The organism is Shewanella sp. VB17, assembly GCF_013248905.1.
GTDB lineage: Bacteria > Pseudomonadota > Gammaproteobacteria > Enterobacterales > Shewanellaceae > Shewanella.
In genome coordinates, this window is record NZ_JABRVS010000001.1 from 3,431,483 (window position 1) to 3,450,949 (window position 19,467).

Annotated in this window: 19 protein-coding genes; 9 read left to right on the forward strand and 10 right to left on the reverse strand. The window is 40.8% G+C overall.

The genetic code is table 11. The annotated features are described in order from the left end of the window. Nucleotides 1-130: 130 nt before the first annotated feature. The 3 genes from HQQ94_RS14710 (at nt 131) to ilvN (ending at nt 3,974) form a co-directional block, all read left to right on the forward strand. A complete protein-coding gene (locus tag HQQ94_RS14710; RefSeq protein WP_309247251.1) occupies nt 131-1,366 on the forward strand; it encodes a multidrug effflux MFS transporter in 1,236 nt (411 codons plus the stop codon). Between the two features lie 392 nt (nt 1,367-1,758). Further along, entirely contained in the window at nt 1,759-3,480 is a 1,722-nt protein-coding gene (locus tag HQQ94_RS14715; RefSeq protein WP_173295122.1) for an acetolactate synthase 3 large subunit, read from the forward strand. Continuing rightward, nucleotides 3,480-3,974, forward strand: coding sequence for an acetolactate synthase small subunit (ilvN, locus tag HQQ94_RS14720; RefSeq protein WP_173295123.1), 495 nt, complete (start codon nt 3,480-3,482; stop codon nt 3,972-3,974). Before HQQ94_RS14715 ends, ilvN begins: the two co-directional genes overlap by 1 nt. Nucleotides 3,975-4,038: 64 nt before the next feature. Here ilvN and HQQ94_RS14725 read toward each other — a convergent pair whose 3' ends face one another. The 6 genes from HQQ94_RS14725 to HQQ94_RS14750 form a co-directional block, all read right to left on the reverse strand. After that, nucleotides 4,039-4,482: an Hsp20 family protein gene (locus HQQ94_RS14725; protein ID WP_173295124.1), complete on the reverse strand. Its 444-nt coding sequence runs from the start codon at nt 4,480-4,482 to the stop codon at nt 4,039-4,041. A gap of 302 nt (nt 4,483-4,784) precedes the next feature. Next, nucleotides 4,785-6,569: a bifunctional UDP-sugar hydrolase/5'-nucleotidase UshA gene (gene ushA, locus HQQ94_RS14730; protein ID WP_173295125.1), complete on the reverse strand. Its 1,785-nt coding sequence runs from the start codon at nt 6,567-6,569 to the stop codon at nt 4,785-4,787. 339 nt (nt 6,570-6,908) lie between these two features. Further along, the gene (locus tag HQQ94_RS14735) at nt 6,909-7,580 is read right to left on the reverse strand and encodes an alpha/beta hydrolase (protein WP_173295126.1); all 672 of its coding nucleotides are present in this window, start codon (nt 7,578-7,580) and stop codon (nt 6,909-6,911) included. A gap of 82 nt (nt 7,581-7,662) precedes the next feature. Then, nucleotides 7,663-7,899: a DUF3389 family protein gene (locus HQQ94_RS14740; RefSeq protein ID WP_173295127.1), complete on the reverse strand. Its 237-nt coding sequence runs from the start codon at nt 7,897-7,899 to the stop codon at nt 7,663-7,665. 77 nt (nt 7,900-7,976) lie between these two features. Continuing rightward, on the reverse strand, nt 7,977-8,459 hold the full coding sequence (locus HQQ94_RS14745) for a peptidylprolyl isomerase (RefSeq protein ID WP_173295128.1): 483 nt from the start codon (nt 8,457-8,459) through the stop codon (nt 7,977-7,979). Between the two features lie 150 nt (nt 8,460-8,609). Beyond that, nucleotides 8,610-9,797: a lytic murein transglycosylase gene (locus HQQ94_RS14750; protein WP_173295129.1), complete on the reverse strand. Its 1,188-nt coding sequence runs from the start codon at nt 9,795-9,797 to the stop codon at nt 8,610-8,612. 253 nt (nt 9,798-10,050) lie between these two features. On the opposite strand from HQQ94_RS14750, the gene HQQ94_RS14755 reads away from it, so the two are divergent. Next, nucleotides 10,051-10,410 carry a DUF2750 domain-containing protein gene (locus HQQ94_RS14755; RefSeq protein WP_173295130.1) on the forward strand — a complete coding sequence of 120 codons (360 nt, stop codon included), beginning with the start codon at nt 10,051-10,053 and terminating at the stop codon, nt 10,408-10,410. Between the two features lie 68 nt (nt 10,411-10,478). Next, nucleotides 10,479-11,135 carry a hypothetical protein gene (locus HQQ94_RS14760; protein WP_173295131.1) on the forward strand — a complete coding sequence of 219 codons (657 nt, stop codon included), beginning with the start codon at nt 10,479-10,481 and terminating at the stop codon, nt 11,133-11,135. 97 nt (nt 11,136-11,232) lie between these two features. Here HQQ94_RS14760 and HQQ94_RS14765 read toward each other — a convergent pair whose 3' ends face one another. Beyond that, entirely contained in the window at nt 11,233-12,177 is a 945-nt protein-coding gene (locus HQQ94_RS14765; protein ID WP_173295132.1) for a chemotaxis protein CheV, read from the reverse strand. Between the two features lie 673 nt (nt 12,178-12,850). Here HQQ94_RS14765 and HQQ94_RS14770 point away from each other — a divergent pair. Continuing rightward, complete coding sequence (locus HQQ94_RS14770) at nt 12,851-13,024, forward strand: hypothetical protein (RefSeq protein WP_173295133.1); 174 nt, start codon at nt 12,851-12,853, stop codon at nt 13,022-13,024. Between the two features lie 255 nt (nt 13,025-13,279). Here the strand turns inward: HQQ94_RS14770 and HQQ94_RS14775 are convergent, their stop codons facing one another. After that, nucleotides 13,280-14,197, reverse strand: coding sequence for a 1-aminocyclopropane-1-carboxylate deaminase/D-cysteine desulfhydrase (locus HQQ94_RS14775; RefSeq protein WP_173295134.1), 918 nt, complete (start codon nt 14,195-14,197; stop codon nt 13,280-13,282). A gap of 224 nt (nt 14,198-14,421) precedes the next feature. On the opposite strand from HQQ94_RS14775, the gene HQQ94_RS14780 reads away from it, so the two are divergent. Continuing rightward, nucleotides 14,422-14,829, forward strand: coding sequence for a YccF domain-containing protein (locus HQQ94_RS14780; RefSeq protein ID WP_173295135.1), 408 nt, complete (start codon nt 14,422-14,424; stop codon nt 14,827-14,829). Nucleotides 14,830-14,900: 71 nt separating this feature from the next. On the opposite strand, the gene HQQ94_RS14785 is transcribed toward HQQ94_RS14780, so the two are convergent. Beyond that, on the reverse strand, nt 14,901-15,647 hold the full coding sequence (locus HQQ94_RS14785; RefSeq protein WP_173295136.1) for an ABC transporter substrate-binding protein: 747 nt from the start codon (nt 15,645-15,647) through the stop codon (nt 14,901-14,903). 463 nt (nt 15,648-16,110) lie between these two features. On the opposite strand from HQQ94_RS14785, the gene HQQ94_RS14790 reads away from it, so the two are divergent. After that, nucleotides 16,111-17,103: a cytochrome-c peroxidase gene (locus HQQ94_RS14790; RefSeq protein ID WP_173295137.1), complete on the forward strand. Its 993-nt coding sequence runs from the start codon at nt 16,111-16,113 to the stop codon at nt 17,101-17,103. Between the two features lie 97 nt (nt 17,104-17,200). Here the strand turns inward: HQQ94_RS14790 and HQQ94_RS14795 are convergent, their stop codons facing one another. Continuing rightward, nucleotides 17,201-18,094 (reverse strand): LysR family transcriptional regulator, encoded by an 894-nt coding sequence (locus HQQ94_RS14795; protein ID WP_173295138.1) that lies wholly within the window; start codon nt 18,092-18,094, stop codon nt 17,201-17,203. A gap of 293 nt (nt 18,095-18,387) precedes the next feature. Here HQQ94_RS14795 and hppD point away from each other — a divergent pair, with 293 nt between their 5' ends. Next, the gene (hppD, locus tag HQQ94_RS14800; RefSeq protein WP_173296664.1) at nt 18,388-19,428 is read left to right on the forward strand and encodes a 4-hydroxyphenylpyruvate dioxygenase; all 1,041 of its coding nucleotides are present in this window, start codon (nt 18,388-18,390) and stop codon (nt 19,426-19,428) included. The last annotated feature ends 39 nt before the right edge of the window (nt 19,429-19,467 follow it).

A 19,467-nucleotide genomic window follows, 5' to 3' on the forward strand; every position in this document is an offset into this window, starting at 1 on the left:
TATCTAGCTTAGTAAGATAATAAGTCGTATAGTATTCTATCTTACTGATAACAGACTCAGTTCTGCTATCTCATAGCCTAGCTATATGACTATCTATCCCCTCAAATCAACTTAACACCAAGAGGTACCCGTGCCAACAGGATCATATCAATCTCCATCTGCAGCCCCAATAACGTGCATCAATATCGCTTTTTTGATCCCTATGTTAGCTGCAATTGTCGCCATTACCCCTTTAGCTATCGACATGTATCTACCTGCAATGGCCACGTTGGCAAGCAGTTTTCATTCCGACATAACCCTAGTTCAACAATCCTTAAGTCTGTACCTTGCAGGTTATGCGCTGGGAATGCTGATTTTTGGCCCATTAGCCGACAGAATGGGTCGTCGTCCTCTGGTAATATTAGGGTTAGCAGGCTTTATGGTCGTGAGTCTACTCTTAGCCTTCGTCACCAACATTGAACTGTTTTTAGCATTGAGGTTTGCACAAGCCTTTATTGGTGCGGCAGCCACCGTGGTCGTCCCTGGTTATATCAAAGAGCTCTACGGAGAAAACACCGCCAAAGGTATGTCTTATGTTAGTTTAATCATGATGTTAGCTCCTTTAATCGCCCCAAGCGTAGGCAGCCTTATCTTAGAATTAGGTGAATGGCATTTGATCTTTTTCATCCTCGCCAGTTATGCATTTTTGCTGTTAGTCTTGGTCTGCTGGAAGCTCAATATGCCTAGCGATAATGATAAAAGCAACCGCAGCCAACAATCATTTTTCGGTGCTTATGCTGTGATATTCACCAAACCTGAGACTAAATTACACATCGCCAGCGGCGTACTGTCATCATTTGCATTTTTCTGTTATTTAACCGCCTCGCCTTTCGTTTATATGGAAGTTTTTGGTTTAGATAAATCGCTTTTTGCCCTACTGTTCAGCACGAATGTGGGCGCATTAATGCTGGCAAATGTGATAAATAGCCGCATTATCACACGATATGGCTCTAAGTTAATGCTAAAAATGTCAACTCTGTTAGCAATAGTCGCGGGCTCAGGCCTCTTAATAGTGAACCTATTCGGTCTCAGTTTTCATTATACGGTGGCTATGCTTATCCCTTTTATGGGCTTTTTAGGGATCATGTCAGTCAATGCCGATGCGATTGTGTTAATGAAGTTCAAAAAAGAAACGGGGACAGCAACGGCTGTTATTATTGCCCTACGTTTTGGTTGTGGTGCGCTGGCCGGCCCCCTACTTGCGCTATTCTATACTGGCACAGCCGTTCCTTTCTCGGCTTTAATGTTGAGCGCGGTAGTCTTAGTTGGGATCTGCCAATTTTTTGCAGCTAATGGTGTTCATGTGACTGAACACATAAATCGTTAAGCAACACATCATCAATAAGCTACCTGATTGTCGTCACTTCCCTAACCTTGTTAATAGACATTTTCGACTTAATTAGCCCCCAAAATAACACAGTAAGGGGTCTATTGAATCCATGTAACTCAAGCTTAAAACGTAGAATGGCCTCTAAGGTCAGATTTATTATTTAACGATTTTTGCATAAAATACTTGAAATCGATGCGTATTTTTATATGATGTGCATCTGTTCATTTGAAAACAGGTGTTGCACCTTAACAAGGTGAATTTAACTTTACGATAAAGTTAATCGACATATCGAGAGTCAGGATCACCGTCCAAACTCATTATATTCAAGCGATTACCGTCGCTGTATCTAGATACTGCATACCGTAGCGGTAACTTATGAGGATTTACAAATGGAGAAGTTATCAGGCGCCAGCATGATCGTCCGCTCACTGATTGACGAAGGCGTAAAACACATATTCGGCTACCCTGGCGGATCTGTGTTAGATATCTATGATGCCCTGCACGAAAAGTCGACCATTGAACATATTTTAGTTCGTCACGAACAAGCAGCCGTGCATATGGCTGACGGGTATGCACGTTCTACAGGTGAAGTAGGCGTCGTATTGGTGACCTCAGGACCTGGTGCGACTAACACAATTACGGGGATTGCGACGGCCTATATGGATTCTATTCCACTGGTCATTGTTTCCGGCCAAGTCCATAGCCACCTCATTGGTAATGATGCGTTCCAAGAATGTGACATGATAGGTATTTCAAGGCCTGTCGTTAAACACAGTTTTCTTGTAACAGATCCCAGAGATATTCCAGAGATCCTAAAAAAAGCCTTCTTTATTGCGGCAAGTGGCAGACCAGGACCTGTGGTGGTTGACGTGCCTAAAGATTGTATGGATCCTGCCATTCTTCATGATTATGCCTACCCTAAAAGCATAAGCATGCGCTCATATAATCCAACGACTTCAGGTCATAAGGGCCAAATCCGCAGAGGTCTACAAGCGCTATTAGCGGCGAAGAAACCAGTACTCTATGTGGGCGGTGGCGCGGTTATCTCCGAATGTGATAAGCAGATCTTAGCCCTATCAGAGAAACTCAATATTCCCGTTGTGAGCACCTTAATGGGTCTCGGCGCCTTTCCCGGCACACACAGCAACAGTATCGGTATGCTTGGTATGCATGGTTGTTATGAAGCCAATATGGCCATGCACAACACTGATTTAATCTTCGGGATCGGAGTGCGTTTTGATGATAGAACCACCAATAATGTCGATAAATATTGCCCTAATGCTACCATCTTACACATTGATATCGATCCCTCTTCGATTTCAAAAACAATTCGAGTTGACATCCCCATTGTAGGCTCAGCAGATAATATCCTTGATGAGATGCTAGCACAATTAAACTCAAACGGTGACACTATCAAAGATGCCACTGCCGTCGATCATTGGTGGCATGAAATTAATCAATGGCGTGCTAAAAAGAGCCTAGCTTACGATACGACAACGGATAAAATAAAACCTCAGCAAGTCATTGAAACATTACATAAACTGACCAATGGTGATGCCTATGTTGCATCCGATGTGGGTCAACATCAAATGTTTGCCGCACTCTATTATCCTTTCGATAAACCCCGTCGCTGGATTAATTCAGGCGGTTTGGGCACCATGGGCTTTGGTCTTCCTGCTGCCATGGGCGTCAAATTAGCACAACCCGATGCAACCGTACTGTGTGTGACTGGTGATGGTTCAATTCAAATGAATATTCAAGAACTGTCAACGGCACTTCAATATGATATTCCAGTTAAAATTATCAACCTTAACAATCGTTTTTTAGGTATGGTCAAGCAATGGCAAGACATGATTTATTCAGGTCGTCATTCACATTCTTATATGGATTCAGTGCCTAATTTTGCCAAAATTGCCGAGGCTTATGGCCATGTGGGGATCACCATTAGCGATCCGGCTAAATTAGAATCGGAACTAGAAAGGGCACTGGCGATGACAGATAAACTGGTATTTGTCGATATTAATGTCGATCAAACAGAACATGTGTACCCTATGCTTATTCGCGGCGGTGCGATGAACGAAATGTGGCTAAGTAAAACGGAGAAAAGCTAATGCGTCGTATCATATCTGTGTTACTTGAAAACCAACCTGGTGCACTTTCTCGTGTGGTGGGCCTATTTTCTCAGCGTGGTTACAACATCGAAACGTTAACCGTAGCGCCCACCGATGACCTAACTCTCTCGCGTCTCAATATCACCTTGATCGCCGATGCTAATGTGCTCGAACAAATTGAAAAGCAGTTACATAAGTTGATCGATATCTTAAAAGTCTCCAATATTACCGAGTCTGAACATATCGAACGAGAGCTAGCACTGATAAAAGTCAAAGCCAAGGGCAATATGCGCGAAGAAGTAAAACGCACAGCCGATATATTTCGCGCTCAAATTGTCGATATTACCGCCGAGCTTTATACCGTTCAATTAACCGGCCCAACCGCCAAACTCGATGCCTTTATCAATGCGATGAGTGAAGTGACTAAAGTCGTTGAAGTATCACGCTCCGGCGTCGTTGGCCTCAGTCGTGGTGAAAAAGCCATGCGAGCTTAAGTTTTATTCGACACGAAAAAGGGAGCACTAGGCTCCCTTTCTTATGCTAATCTCATCCCGTCTATCACGACTCAGGATCGATCACCCTTGAGGTGCCTATTTCAATTTTTCTCGGCTTAAGTGCTTCTGGGATCTCCCGCTGCAGCTCAATATTAAGTAAACCATTTTCAAGATCAGCGCTAATCACAGTCACATAATCTGCAAGCTGAAAGGTACGTTCAAAACCACGTTCTGCAATGCCCTGATACAGGTATTTAGTCGTTTTATCTTGTGTCGCTTTAGTGCCCTTAACGAATAACTTATCACCTTCACTGGTAATGTCGAGTTCATCCATGGTAAAACCAGCCACAGCCATGGTGATGCGATAACGCGTGTCATTAATGAGTTCAATATTATAAGGTGGATAGCCAGAATTGCCTTTATTTGATGCCGCATGCTCTGCAAGCTGGGCTAAACGGTCAAATCCAATTGCACTGCGGTAAAGTGGAGCTAAATCGTAATTTGTCATGGGTATATCCTTGTATTAAGCAATATAGAAATATTATTGGCCAACCTATGTTGCGCCGTTAATCGCTAGACCTAGCCCCTAAGGCACACAGTCTAACGGGGTATTAAGAGCCCTCATTGAGCGACTCTATAACTGATATATAGACATAAAATGATATTTCAAGTACCAATATTGAAATAATTTATTGTCGCACTTGCTCTAACAATAAAATCATCCAACAAGCACCGATAATACATTGAATATTGAAATGAAAAAGGTAGCGATTAGGCTACCCTTTTTATTATTGATTTAGAGAAATAAAATCACTTCGCCACTGCTGTTGCAGGACAGCCTTTGAGTGATTCACCAGCAGCAAAATATTCAATATCACCGGCAACAGGATTAAAATCATTAACTAAAATCGTCACTTTTTCTTCGATAAAATCTCGCAATACCAAGGCATCGGCAATTTCTATCGAGGTTGCGTCAATAGCAGGATAACCATCCCCTGCAAAACCAGGAGTACTCCCCTCATTAGCAAGGAATGATGGGATCGAAAATTTATACTCTTTATTAATATCAAAGGTTTCACCCGCTATTTCGTTAATGGTGACTTGTTTTGCGTCACAATCAACGGACAATTTAATCCCATCAAGTTGCGCATACCCGCCAGATCCCACCGTTTTAGTCGCCACTTGATTTAAGTATGCAATCAAGTCAGTGCCCGTCATGCTGGCATAGGCCACCATGTTACCAAAGGGCTGTACAGTGAGCACGTCACGATAAGTTATATTACCCGCTGAAATTGAAGCACGGACACCACCAGAGTTCATGATGCCAAAATCTGCCTTTACCAGCTTATATTCACCCTGGGCTCTAGCAATTAAATGACCTAGATTGGTTTGCTCATGACGAACCGTGGTAGAAAGCCCCATTAACTCGCCATCGGTAGTACCTAGAATTTTATCGAGTAATACCTGCCCGCCTTCTTGATACGTCCTCAACTCAGCTAACACTCCAGCGTTTTCTTCAATTTGCGTAGTACCTGGGAGCAAGGTGCCTGATAATGGATCATTCTTATCTGCTAATACAATACGACCCTCTTCATCAACGGCCATCAAATTCACCGGAATTAGCTGGTAATTGGCTAGGTGTAGCTCGCCATTAAAGTATTCAAAATCGGCGCGGCCAACATATTTACCCCATTCATGGGCCTGCATGATATAAGTGCCATTTTGCTTATCCGGTGTACACTCATCGCCTCGATTAAAGTCGGCATAGTTACTAGTACCTGGCTCCATACACACAGGGTTTTGCGAGTGACCACCAATGATGGCGTTAAGATCGCCAGCAGTGACCGCACGGGCCATGGCGACATCTCCGGGAGCATTACTGCCATTTTGTGCATCGGCGTAATGGCCCATGTGGGTAGTGGCAAAGATTAAGTCGGCAGCATTGGCATCTTTTATATCTTGAATCACTTTTTGGATTTCTGTGGTAGGATCGGTGAATATTAGGCTACTGATATATTCAGGGTTACCAATCCTCACGGTATCCTCAGTGGTTAATCCAATAACCGCTATTCGTAGACCATTGATATTAAATATTTTATAAGGGTCAAAGTAGCGTTTACCCGAGGCCCTATCATAAATGTTGGCCGCCAACATAGGGAATTCCGCCCGCGTACGCTGTTCTTCAAGCGTCGATAATGGATTATCAAATTCATGATTTCCAACCGCCATCGCATCATAACCAATCAAATTCATGCCAATAAAGTCCGGAATGGCATTTTGCAGATCTGATTCAGGCACGCCGGTATTAATATCACCGCCAGATAATAAAATCGTTTGCCCACCATTGGATTCAACTTCGGCGCGAATTTGGTCAATTAGCGTCTTACGCGCCGCCATGCCATATTCACCATTCTTACTTTGCCAAAAACGGCCATGATTATCGTTGGTGTGCAGCACAGTAAATTGGGTACAGGCCTCTCCTACATCTGCACACGTAACCGGTTTAGCTGGGGTATTATCACTATCACTGCCGCAGCCTGTTAATGCTGCCAGTACAGCGGATGCAACCAGTCCTTTCAATAAAAAATTTTTCATGCCATCAACCTTTAAATTATTTTTATAGTATTATTAGAGCCTATTTCTGCCCAGCGCTATCTTAACAAAAAATCATGCTTTATGAATGGCACATTTATGACACAGTGTGATCTAAGGATCTCTTTTTAAGTCTTTCATGTTACAAAGTCTGACATAATGAGCCAGCAACAAAAAATAGATAGGATATTAATGGAGGGAAAAAAACAAACAGTTAACCTAATGGATGTCAATTAAGCTAACTTGTTTTTACTTGCGGAATAATTATCTTAATATGACAATAAGATTGATGCTAAAGCACTTGAATCGAATACACACAAAATAAACGACCAAATTTGTATGTTAATTCAGTACTGTTTGTAGCCATAATCCAATATCAGTCAGTTGTTCTGGCAGCACACTGTGGGGCATTGGGTAGGTTTTCCATTGTGTGTTATACCCACTCGCTTTGAGTAACTCGTTTGCCATTTTGCCTGATCTAACTGGCACTACATCATCTTGCTCACCATGGTGCTGCAAAATAGCGGTTGTCTTATTTGCTTCACTCAATCCTTCTGGAAGCTTATCCGCCGTCGGTAAATAACAAGACAGTGCCATGATCCCTGCAAGCGGCTGTGGATATCTTACCCCAGCAAAGAGGCTTATCACACCACCTTGGCTAAAACCTGCAAGCACGATTTTATTGGCAGGGATCCCTGAATCAATTTGCTCTTGGATCAGTGCAGCCACTGATATTTCAGTGCTTAATACGCCATCCATATCAGCTCGATTATGTAAGTCCATGCTTTTTATGTCATACCAAGCGCGCATAACATAACCTTGATTGATCGTAACAGCTTGCTCTGGCGCATGAGGAAAAACAAACCGTATGCCATGATCTTGTGGTAAACCCAATGCTGGGACAACGGGTGCAAAGCCAGCACCTGAATCCCCTAACCCATGAAGCCAGATCACGCAAGCTGTAACTAACGATGGCGGTTCAATTGTGATCCGCTCTAATGATGCTCGTGACATTTTTATCCTTTGATATTTCTCATTGATATTTTGTTCAACATCATACCAGTCAATTGCTGATGGCTAAACAAGGTACTTCGTCTTAATCCTTTAAAATATGACTCATGCCAAACTCTTCTCTGATGGCTATTAGCTGTTCAATAGAGTCTACTCGTAAATTCCACTTCACCGAGCCGGCATCGGCACTGATCATCAGCGCATCATCAATAAACTTAAGATCTTCCGCCATGGCATACATACCACCACCAGATGCGGCAAACTTTACCTGTATTTCCAGTGGCGTTAGAATGATCTTCCCTTGTGAAAAATTTATCACCATAATCAACCTTATTTGGCTTGCCATTGACACAAAAAAACCAGCAACATTGTGCTGGTTTTCATAAAGATATTGCTTAATTAATGATGATGGCCACCTTTGCCGTGGGCATGGCCATGAGCTAACTCTTCATCTGTTGCATCTCTTGCTGCTATCACTTCAAGATCAAAACTTAATTCACGGCCAGCTAACGGATGATTGACATCCACTGTCGCCATAAACTTGCCGACTTTAATGACTGTCACTTGACGCTGACCTTGCTCTGTATTTAACAAAGCGTGCATGCCCGCTTTCCACACTTTCTCACCTTGGAGGTGCTTAACTGATACGCGCTGAATCGCGGCTTCATCACGCACACCATAAGTGGTTTCAGGCGCAAGGGTGACAGTAAATTTTTCACCAAAAGATTTGCCTGCAATGGCATCTTCTACTCCTGGCATCATATTATTGTGACCATGAAGGTAGACGATTGGATCTGAACCTTCATTTGTCTCTAATACTTCGCCCTGCTCATCACGTAGTGTGTAATTAAACTGAACAACCATGTCGTTTTTAATGCTCATTTACTGTCCTTAACTATCAATATCACTTATATTTTTGGTAGCGGAGCTTATCAAAACTAAGCCAATAGCTCTAGTTATTATCGGTATTACCTTGAGCGATCGACCTAGTTATCAGCTCAATTACCCTCAATGCTGAATTCCATGTACCAATTACTGAACACCAAGAGCATCAAAGCTCGCTTCACTTGGAAATCCATCAGCGACCAAACCCACTGTACGTTGAAATGCCCTTAATCCCAGTTTTGAATTCGTTCCTAGAATACCGTCAGGCTTACCGACATCAAATCCTTTTTCATTTAGCTTAGCTTGCAATGATTTAACGCGATCTCTGCTCAAGTTATCTTGCTTAGGCGGCGCCACGGTTAAACTGACTCCTCCATTGATACGATCAGCCAAATGTCCAACAGCAATGGCATAGAAAATTGAACGGTTCCAGCGCATGATCACATCAAAATTTTTGTACCCAAGGAAAGCTGGACCTTGATAACCAGCAGGAAGGTAGAGAGTCGCACTCATATCAGGTGTTGAGAGCGATTTACCGTTATTTTTCATCACGCCGAGCTCTGCCCATTTGATCAAAGATTGTTCATGGTTTTTGCCTACATATTCATAACTAAAATCTTTTGGCAGTGTGACTTCACGACCCCAACGCTCATTACGTTGCCAACCTAGTTGCTGTAAAAAATTTGCAGCTGAAGTCAAAGCGTCGACGGTACTATTCCATAAATCGGCTTTACCATCTCCATCCCCATCAACAGCATAATCGGCATAAGCCGATGGCATGAATTGGGTATGACCCATCGCACCGGCCCAAGAACCTACCATTGTCGACGCATCAAATTGATAGGTTTCTTTTAACTGGAGTGCTTTCATCAACTCACCAGTAAAATACTGGCTTCGTCTCGGATCGCAAGCCAATGTCGCCAAGGAGTCAAGTACTGGCATTTTTCCTTTATAGGAGCCAAAATTAGTCTCAAGTCCCCAAAACGCCATTAAATATTGTGCTGGAACGCCATACTGTTCAGTCAGTTTAGACAAGAGTTCATGGTGCTCTTGCAACAAACGTCGGCCCTCTTTTATGCGCTTATCAGTGACTCGTAAACTAAAATAATTGTCAAAGGTCTGGCTAAATTCAGGTTGCTTTTTATCAAGTTCAATCACCCGAGCAACATAATTAACCTCACCTAAAGTATTTTCTATTGTATCGGTCGATAATCCTTCTTTTTTGGCTATTGTCTTTAGCTCTAATACACAAGAAGCAAAATCATCAGCTAACACTATGGGTGTGCACAAACTAGAAAAAAGTAATATGGATGCTAAGGGGATCTTGTTAATCATCAGAAATACTCCAAAAAATGTGTAAATAAAACAGGCCGACATAAAGTCTGAACAACTGCCCCTAAGAAACTCAGTTCAAATTGAGCCATAATTACTATACTCAAGCAAGATGGAAACCCCCTTAATTTTCAATTAATCTCAATTTTCGCCTAAGTAAAGTTAAATGTTGGGGATAAATCGCTAAAGATTCACTTGGCGAATACGCTTGATGCCGTATAATGTCATCGAAAATAACAGACTTAAGAGATCTTACATGACAGAAACAAATCCAATATTGACCCGTTTTATCGAGGATGTTAAGCAACACCAATCCGTCTGGGGACTGCAAGATGAATCGGGTGAAGGTTGGGTCGTATGTGACTCTTCTGAATATGAAGACACTGATGTTATGCCATTATGGTCAACAGAAGCACAAGCTAAGACACATTGTAGTGAAGAATGGGCTAATTATGCGCCAATTGCTATTCCACTAACCGATTTACTTGAATTCTGGATCGCTGATCTTAACGAAGATGGCGTGTTAATTGGAACAAATTGGCAAGCAGATCAAGATTGCTTAGAAATGGACCCCGTTATTCTTGCTCAGTCTTTGGTCAATGTAGAAGAGGCGTAACGCTTTTTCTACATCATCGACTGTCAACGTGAAGAATCACAACATAGCGTCAAACCAATGAAAACATCATGACGCTACCTATCCCCTTAATCGATATTCCTTTCGCACTGCGCCACATGTGCTGGTTTTGTGCAGAACCGTGCCATCATGTCTTTGAATACCAAGCCAAACACCACACTCCTCATCCTAGTCTGGCTGTACCCAGCTGTAAAGAATGTTTAAGCTTGGCTAAACAACATCAATTAACCTCTATCTGGGAATGTCAGATAGCAGTAAAAGACGAGCTGATGCGTCTCTATGCTAAGCACCTATCGATAGGCATTAACTGGACAGAACAAGAACTCATCGACTCAGAGTTTTCTTGTAACGTCTTTACTGGTTTTAAAAAAAGTGCGTGGATGATGTATCTTATCGCACGAGACAGAGTCAATGCACCCAGCTGGCCTATCACTATAGAAGGGATCCCAATAGAGACTCATGAGATTAAAGCTGGATTTAAGTTTGATGGTATAAAATACGCCTCTCTTTCAAAAGCAATGCACCACTATAGCGAGACCCTGGGCTTAGATAAGCTTTTTTTTCACGCTATCGTATCGCTAGTTGGACGAGTCAGATTTGCCTATGCAGTGAGACTTTGTCGGATCAATATTGCATCAAATAAAAGAACCAAACAACAAGTATTAAAGGACTTAACACTAGAGCAAGCTGAAACTATCAAAGAATAGACCTAATGTCTAAGCGGTTAATCATCGATACTTAATTAAAGAGACAACATTGAGCTTCGTGAAAATAGCTCACTTCTAAAAAAAACATCATTAAGTTCTACTCTTCTTTGTGCTCCCTTAAACGATCTTGTACTAACCCGACTAATAAATCTGGCTGGAATTTAGAAATAAATCGGTTACACCCTACCTTTTCTGCCATAGCATCATTAAAGCTTCCGCTCAGTGAGGTATGTAAAGCAACAAAGAGACCACTCATTCGTGCATCACTGCGTATTTCAGAAGTCAGTTTATAGCCATCCATTTCTGGCATTTCAGCGTCGGTGATCAACAGTAAAATTTCATCGACAACGGACCTACCATCATCGCACCAACTTTGTAACAACTGAAGCGCCTGCAAGCCATCTGACACTTCTATTATTTCAATACCTAAGGGAACTAACGTCTCTTTAATCTGCCGACGAGCTGTCGATGAATCATCAGCAATCAATATCTTACGACCAACCATTTCTTTAGCCAGTGTTTCATCCAATATACCTTCTGACAGTTTTATATCATAATCTAAGATCTCAGCCAGTACTTTTTCTACATCGATAATTGATACCATCTTTAGGTGATCATCAATCTCTACTCGGCATATCGCTGTGAGATAGTGATTCTTGCCTGCTGTTTTAGGTGGAAGTAAAATATCACTCCAAGTCATGTTGACAATATGTTCAACTTTACCAACCATAAACCCCTGAATACTGCGATTATATTCAGTAATGATCAAATTACGATCTTGTTCATTTTCCATTGCTGAAAAGCCAATCGCTCCCCTGAGGTCAATCACAGGGATAGACGTTCCACGAATATTCGCGACCCCTGAGATATGACAATGGCTCCCAGGTAAAGAACTTAACGGAGGAAGATCGACAACCTCTTTGACTTTAAACACATTAATTGCAAAAACTTGAGTCGCATTAATACGAAATAATAGAAGTTCTAAACGGTTTTCACCTACAAGCTTGGTACGTTGGTCTACTGAATCGAGTACTTTTGCCATAATACAACTCTCAGAAAATAAGGAACGTCACGTCTCTGACAATAATGCGTGTTAATGATAGTCACTAAAGCACACCTAAACTTAGTGACTGCTGCAATAAAAATCCATTAGTCACTATCACTCATCAAGCGATAATTAAATACTAGCAGTTATCAGCGTAACTGGAATAATTCTGCGACATCTATCATCATTAAATTGAATGCTACAGATTAATTATCGTAAGTAACATCGAATACAAAGGGAGAATTAGCCGATGCGAGAGTAGGTGAAAAGCATGATTTAAGAACATCAATCACACCTAAAATAAACATTGACATTAACATAATCGGCGATATAATAAGTGCTGATTTTTAGTAACCTTAATGTAAGTAGTTTGCTTCTTGTTTGACTCCTCTCGTCAATACCCGCAAAAATATTAACACACCTGGTAGAATCTAAAATATTAGTCATATTATTGTCATACTATTATGGTTAAATTTGACTGAATCAATGTTATTAACACCTTAAATGTGACAAGAAAAAACAACATTTATCGATTAACAACAGTCTTGATTGATTTGCTGAAACTACTAGTCTCAAAAAATCTGAAATTCGTCTTTCGCAAAAATGCTAAGGATATATTATAGTTACATACCCGCTGCTAAAAATGCAGCATAAAAAAGGAGTATGACATATGTCGTACAACATGAATGGTCACGAGATCACTGTAAATTTTCCAGTTAACTCTATTTCTCTAAACAAGTCTTCTATCGCATTTACCGATAGCCTTGGGAAAAATAGACAAACATTTTCTAAACGTACTGAAGCATTAACTTTTATGAAATGGTTGCTTTCGAGCAATAAGTAAATCTGGAATATAAAAACGTAGTAAGTAGTAAGTAGTAAGTAGTAAGGTTAATGATGCACTTCGATACTCTCCTCTTATCAGTATCGAGTAATAAATAGGACCGACTTTCATTACGTTGGCTATTAAGCATCTAAGCAGCACCTACCTTTGGTCTAGGCCGTATCAATGTCACAGATACTTAGCCTGACCAACTGGTAAAAACAGCAAAATATCCCATTGATATAAACTCAACCCATTAATCCCTAGCATACGCATTTACCCAAACTTACGTTTATACCGAGGTAACATACTGCTATTCCCTAATAAGCCTCCCTGATGTAAATACAAAATAGATGATAGTTTATTACCTTTTTTCAAGTATTCTTCCAATGCCAGCCAGCCTACAGGATCATATAAAAGATCAAACACTATTCCTTGCTTACTAACACTGTTCCACATGTCGTAACACTCACGGTACAAGTTACCAAAATGATACTTTTTAGGCAGAGGCACGATCTCCGGATAAAAGCTGGTTATCTGAGAAAGCTCGCTAAATTGTTGCTTCAAATAATCATTTCCACCAACACAAGCACACGTCAATACTCGAATATCCACACCTGATTCAATAAAGTGTTTATTCAAAAAAAGCGCTGTAGTACCCGTCCCTGAAGGAAGGAAAACAGTTAAATCAAATTGAGCAGTATGGACTGCCCAGTCGATAATTTCTTTTGCCAATTGAACAATACCAAATTCAGCATACTCACAACGGCCTCCTTCTGGGATAAATAATGCATTGGATTCATTGATTAATACAGACTCCTTTATATACTGCTCACTCGTGCGTCCCTCTCTGTCCAACCGCTCACTAAGATCGATCACATTAGCGCCGTTCTCACAGGCTGCAACATAGTTCCCTTGGGTTTGCGTCTTAATGTGTGCAGCAATATGATCAACATAAAAATCTAAATGCCAACCTCTTATTTTAGCCAATGCCGACATCGAGTAGAGAGAATTTGCTTGCGGTGAGCCATAACCAATAAGTTTGGTTGTCTCAGGAAAATCGTGGGCTAGAAAATATGCAAATTTACGCGCCTTATTACCAGAAAACTCAGGATGAAGAAGATCGTCACGTTTAATAAAAATTTCTCTACCAAATATACGTATTGACTCAACTGGTGTATTACTAAGCTTCATGTAGAAATAAACTCCAAACCTTATATCAAGTGAATGCTATCACTTGATAACCCTTGAGTAAAATAACTAACTATCAGTATTTATGACCATTAACGTAAACACAAATACAATAAAACCTAATACTTACAATATGATAAAATATTGGCATGGAAATAGCATACTATATAAATCGACACTGATTTATGCTCTTTCTTATGAGCCTCACCCTTTATTAGGAGCCATTAATGGCAGTATTACGTTTGATATTTAACATAGCTTGGTTTGTTCTTGGTGGTTTTGTGATGGGGCTAGCATGGTGGCTGGCAGGTTTACTCTGTTATATCAGCATTATCGGTATTCCATTCGCAAAAGCCTGCTTTGTGATAGGTGAAATGACATTTTGGCCATTTGGTCAAGACAGCATGAACCGAAAAAAGCTCACAGGCAACGAAGACATAGGAACAGGAACATTCGGAACCATTGGTAATATCATTTGGTTTTTACTTTTTGGGATCTGGCTAGCAATCGGGCATATTACTCATGCTTTAGCCTGCTTTATTACTATCATAGGTATTCCATTTGGTCTACAGCATCTTAAGTTAGCCATGCTAAGTTTAACTCCCATTGGGCAGCGTGTTGTCGCTAGAGATTAACTTCACATCTTCATCTGGCTCACCTCAAGCGTCAGATGAAGTCTCTCCGCAGACAATACTTTTCCCTACGCCTACTTTTTACCTCCACTTTCTATGTAATCAGACAACATGGACTCTTGATCTATTTTCGCTAAGCCTGCATTAACAATATCACGCCAAAATTGACCTTTAACTGTATTCACAAAGGCTATTTTCATCTGCTTATTGGCTAATATCTTTCTGTTGACTTGCACTCGATTACTCAGAGGCGTTAACTCTTCTTGTAAAAGTAAAAACTGCAACACATGCATATCCATAACAGCAGCGTCTATTCTTGCTGTGGCCACTTTGGTTAAGTTATGCTCATCAGAATTAACCACTTCAACCTTTTGTATTCCATGTTTAATCATGTCATCAAGTTCACTGGTATTCACATAATCTTTAACAACACCTAAAGTATATTGATTAAGATCGGACACTTTGGACCAACTAAGAGGATGTAAATTTTGCTCTACCAATCCTAATGGACTAATACCCAATGTATCTGAAAACACAAATTTATCGGATTGAAAAGGGTACTCAGGTAGATACCCACTGTATTTTGAGTTATTTCTATTCACTAACCGGATCGCTCTACTCCAAGGATAAAAATCCACGACCAGTTCATGACCCATCGCATTGACGGCTGCACGTGTGATCTCTATTACTGCCCCTTGTTTGGCTAATTGGCTACTGGAATAAGGAGGCCAATGAAGTGAGGTTAAGTGTAAAGTATCGGCATTAAGTTTGGCTGAAAAACTGGTGCAAAATATCCCCAACAGAAAAAAAATAATCATCATCAGTTTACTTTTATCTGCATAAACTAAAGAATTTTCGCACTCGATATAAATCATCTCCCGATAATAAACCACCAAATATTACCACCCATTAGTTATCTCATCACCTCACAATAATACACTGTGTTAAATGAAATAAAATAAAAAATAGCTCGAAATTGATACAACAAAAGACTGATATCATCTGACATGAAGAAAGCTTAGTGAACGAGACTGAGATCATATTCTGCCAATCTATCTGCTTAATGGTGTCTGGTGAGTAAATTAATCGGAAAGGAAGCCTCTTTATAATATAAAAACCTAGCTGAATTTTATTTTTTTATCCGTGATCTAAATCACTAAAAAACAATCTAAATATACGATAGTAACAATCGAAACAACGCGTTATGAAAAAACATTAGCACTTAATATCATGCTCTTATCGATGATTTAATATCGAATTGAACATCTTAAACTAAGGTCTATTATGAAATTACTTCACTCTTTTGCCTTTGGCATATTCACTTCAATTTGTGCCTCTTCAGTACTAGCAAAAGAACCCATTGACATCATCAAACCAGCGCTCATTACAGAACCAGAAAAAGTTGAATTAGGTAAGATGCTTTTTTTCGAACCAAGACTCTCAAAATCAGGTTTTATCTCATGTCATTCTTGCCATAACCTCTCTATGGGTGGCGTCGATGCATTACCCACTTCGATTGGTCATAATTGGCAAGAAGGGCCCATTAATTCTCCAACGGTATTAAATGCGGTGTATGGTCTAGCCCAGTTTTGGGATGGGCGCGCTAAAGATCTTAAAGAGCAGGCTGGCGGCCCCATCGAAAACCCAAAGGAAATGAGCTTCAGTCACACAATGGCTGTATCAACCATAAGCTCGATCCCCAACTACAAAACAAAGTTCAAAAATATCTACCCTGATGGCCAAGTTAATATCGACAATATTACTGACGCCATAGCCGCATTTGAGAAAACACTTGTAACACCACATAGTCCTTTTGATCAATACTTATTAGGCGACATGTCAGCTATCACGACCGACGCTATCACTGGATATAAGCTGTTCAAAACTAAAGGTTGCATCAGCTGCCACAACGGTGCAGCTGTCGGTGGAACCCTGTACATGAAAATGGGATTAATCAAGCCATTTAACACCAAAAACCCAGCAGTAGGTCGAATTGCTGTCACCGGGAACCCTGCAGATAAACACGTATTTAAAGTCCCAACATTAAGAAATATAGAGTTAACAGCTCCTTATTTCCATGATGGAGCAACCTGGAGCTTGGAAGAAGCGGTTAATACCATGGCCGATATTCAATTAGGACAAAGTTTATCAAAACAGGAAAATAAAGAGATAGTCGCATTTCTTAAATCACTCACAGGTGAGCTGCCAAAAATAGTGTTGCCTATTTTACCGCCATCAAATGCTAATACACCAAGACCGGTCCCATTTAGTAACTAAGCATTCACGCTTTCTCAATCAACGGATATAAACGTCAGCATTAAGCTGACGTTTATATCCGGTTATTGTTATGAGTAAAGGCTGACATTCATGGGCACTAGCATATATCTTTGGCAAACTCATCGAGAATAAACGCTGTAAATAAATTCCCCGCCTTTCCTAACGGCCTTTGTAACGTCGAGACCAATTTAGGGCTAAAACTATATCGGCTGCCACCGTTAAAATCGACTTCAACCATTGCTTTACTCTCAAGCTCTTCCTGAATAAGAAAGTCAGGCATCCAGCCAAAACCTAATCCCATCTCCAGCGCATTTTTTTTCATCATAAACCCTGATAGGTAAAATACCTTATCACCACCAAACTGCAGTTCATCGTGATAGTTCATATCTGGAGATGAATCTTCAATGGTCAACTCAACATGACTTTGTAACTCGAACAGGGAAACATTTTTTTTTGTCGCTAATGCATGCTGTATAGAAACCACTAGAATACTGGTAATGTCAGGCAGTGACTGTGGACGGTAATGAGGTCCAGATCTGTAATCTTTGACCAACATCAAGTCTGCATGGTCTCGTTCAAACCTCGCTTGAACTCCCCCTAAAAACTCCACATTCAACTGGATTTTTGTAGGAATATTTTCCAAAGACATGCGTTTAAGTGCCCTCATAATTGGCTCCATAGGCAACGATCCATCCACAATAAGCTCAAGCTTAGGCTCCCACCCATCACTGAACCGACTGGCTAAATGTTCAATATTGGCAAGGTTTTGCAACAGTTTTTTCCCCTCAGCAAGAATTATCTTGCCTTCAGGCGTTAATTCAGCACGATACAGATCTCGACAAAAAAGGTTTACATTTAGGTGTTGCTCAAGCTTTTTGACTTGGTAACTTACCGCCGATTGCGCCTTATGCAAACGCTCTGCAGCCCTAGCAAAACTGCCTTCTTCAACAACAACCTGCAACACATTAAATGCATCAACATCGATCCGCATATGGCCTCCAAAAGTGTAAAGAACACACTACCATCTATTTTTTTGATTGAGATGACGCAATTATTATTCTTTTTTTTGCCCATGTCACCCACTAAATTGGTCATATAGATCGTGTATTCACTCAATTTGTGAGATGTATCAGTGGAAAATGAGCCATTGAACAGGGTGAAGATCATAACAATAATAAAGCTTATAGCATCAACTTAGCGTCACCTTTTGAGTGCAACGCTAAAACTTGACTCAATACCTGACTAAAACGGACTTTGAGTATGTCAATTGAACGAGGACAAAAAATGGCAAGTGAACAAAATCCACTGGGATTACTAGGCATCGAATTTACTGAATTTGCCACACCAGAACTTGATTTCATGCATCAAGTCTTTATTGACTTTGGTTTCTCTAAACTAAAAAAGAGTAAAATAAAAGACATTGCCTACTACAAGCAAAATGACATTAACTTCCTGCTTAATAGCGAACGTAACGGGTTTTCTTCACTGTTTACTAAGCGCCATGGACCTGCTATTTGCTCTATGGGTTGGCGCGTTGAAAATGCTCAATTTGCCTTCGAAGGCGCCGTCGAACGAGGAGCTAAACCCGCCGATGATGCCAGCAAAGATCATCCCTACCCTGCTATATACGGCATCGGCGATAGCCTGATCTATTTCATCGATATCTTTGGTGAGCAGAACAACATCTACCAACATGATTTTATTGACCTCGACAATCCGGTCATTACGCAAGAAAAAGGGTTCATCGAGGTCGATCACTTAACCAACAACGTCCACCAAGGGACCATGGAATTCTGGTCTAATTTTTACAAAGACATTTTCGGCTTTACCGAGGTTCGCTACTTCGATATTAAAGGATCACAAACCGCATTAGTGTCCTATGCACTGCGCTCACCCGATGGCAGTTTCTGTATTCCAATTAATGAAGGAAAAGGCAATCAGAAAAATCAAATCGATGAGTATTTAAGAGAATACGATGGCCCAGGAGTACAACACTTAGCCTTTAGAAGCCGTGACATCGTCGCCTCACTCGACGCTATGGAAGGCTCGTCGATTCAAACCTTAGACATTATTCCTGAATACTACGAAACCATTTTCGATAAACTTCCTCAAGTAACAGAAGACAGAGAACGTATTAAGCATCACCAAATTTTGATCGATGGTGACAAAGAGGGTTATCTGCTTCAGATCTTCACCAAGAACTTATTTGGTCCTATCTTTATCGAAATCATACAGCGCAAAAACAACCTCGGATTTGGTGAAGGCAACTTTACCGCCCTATTCAAATCCATCGAGCGTGATCAACAACGCCGTGGGGTTCTATAATCTGTCGATACTCTGACAGCAAATGCAAACCTGCCATCA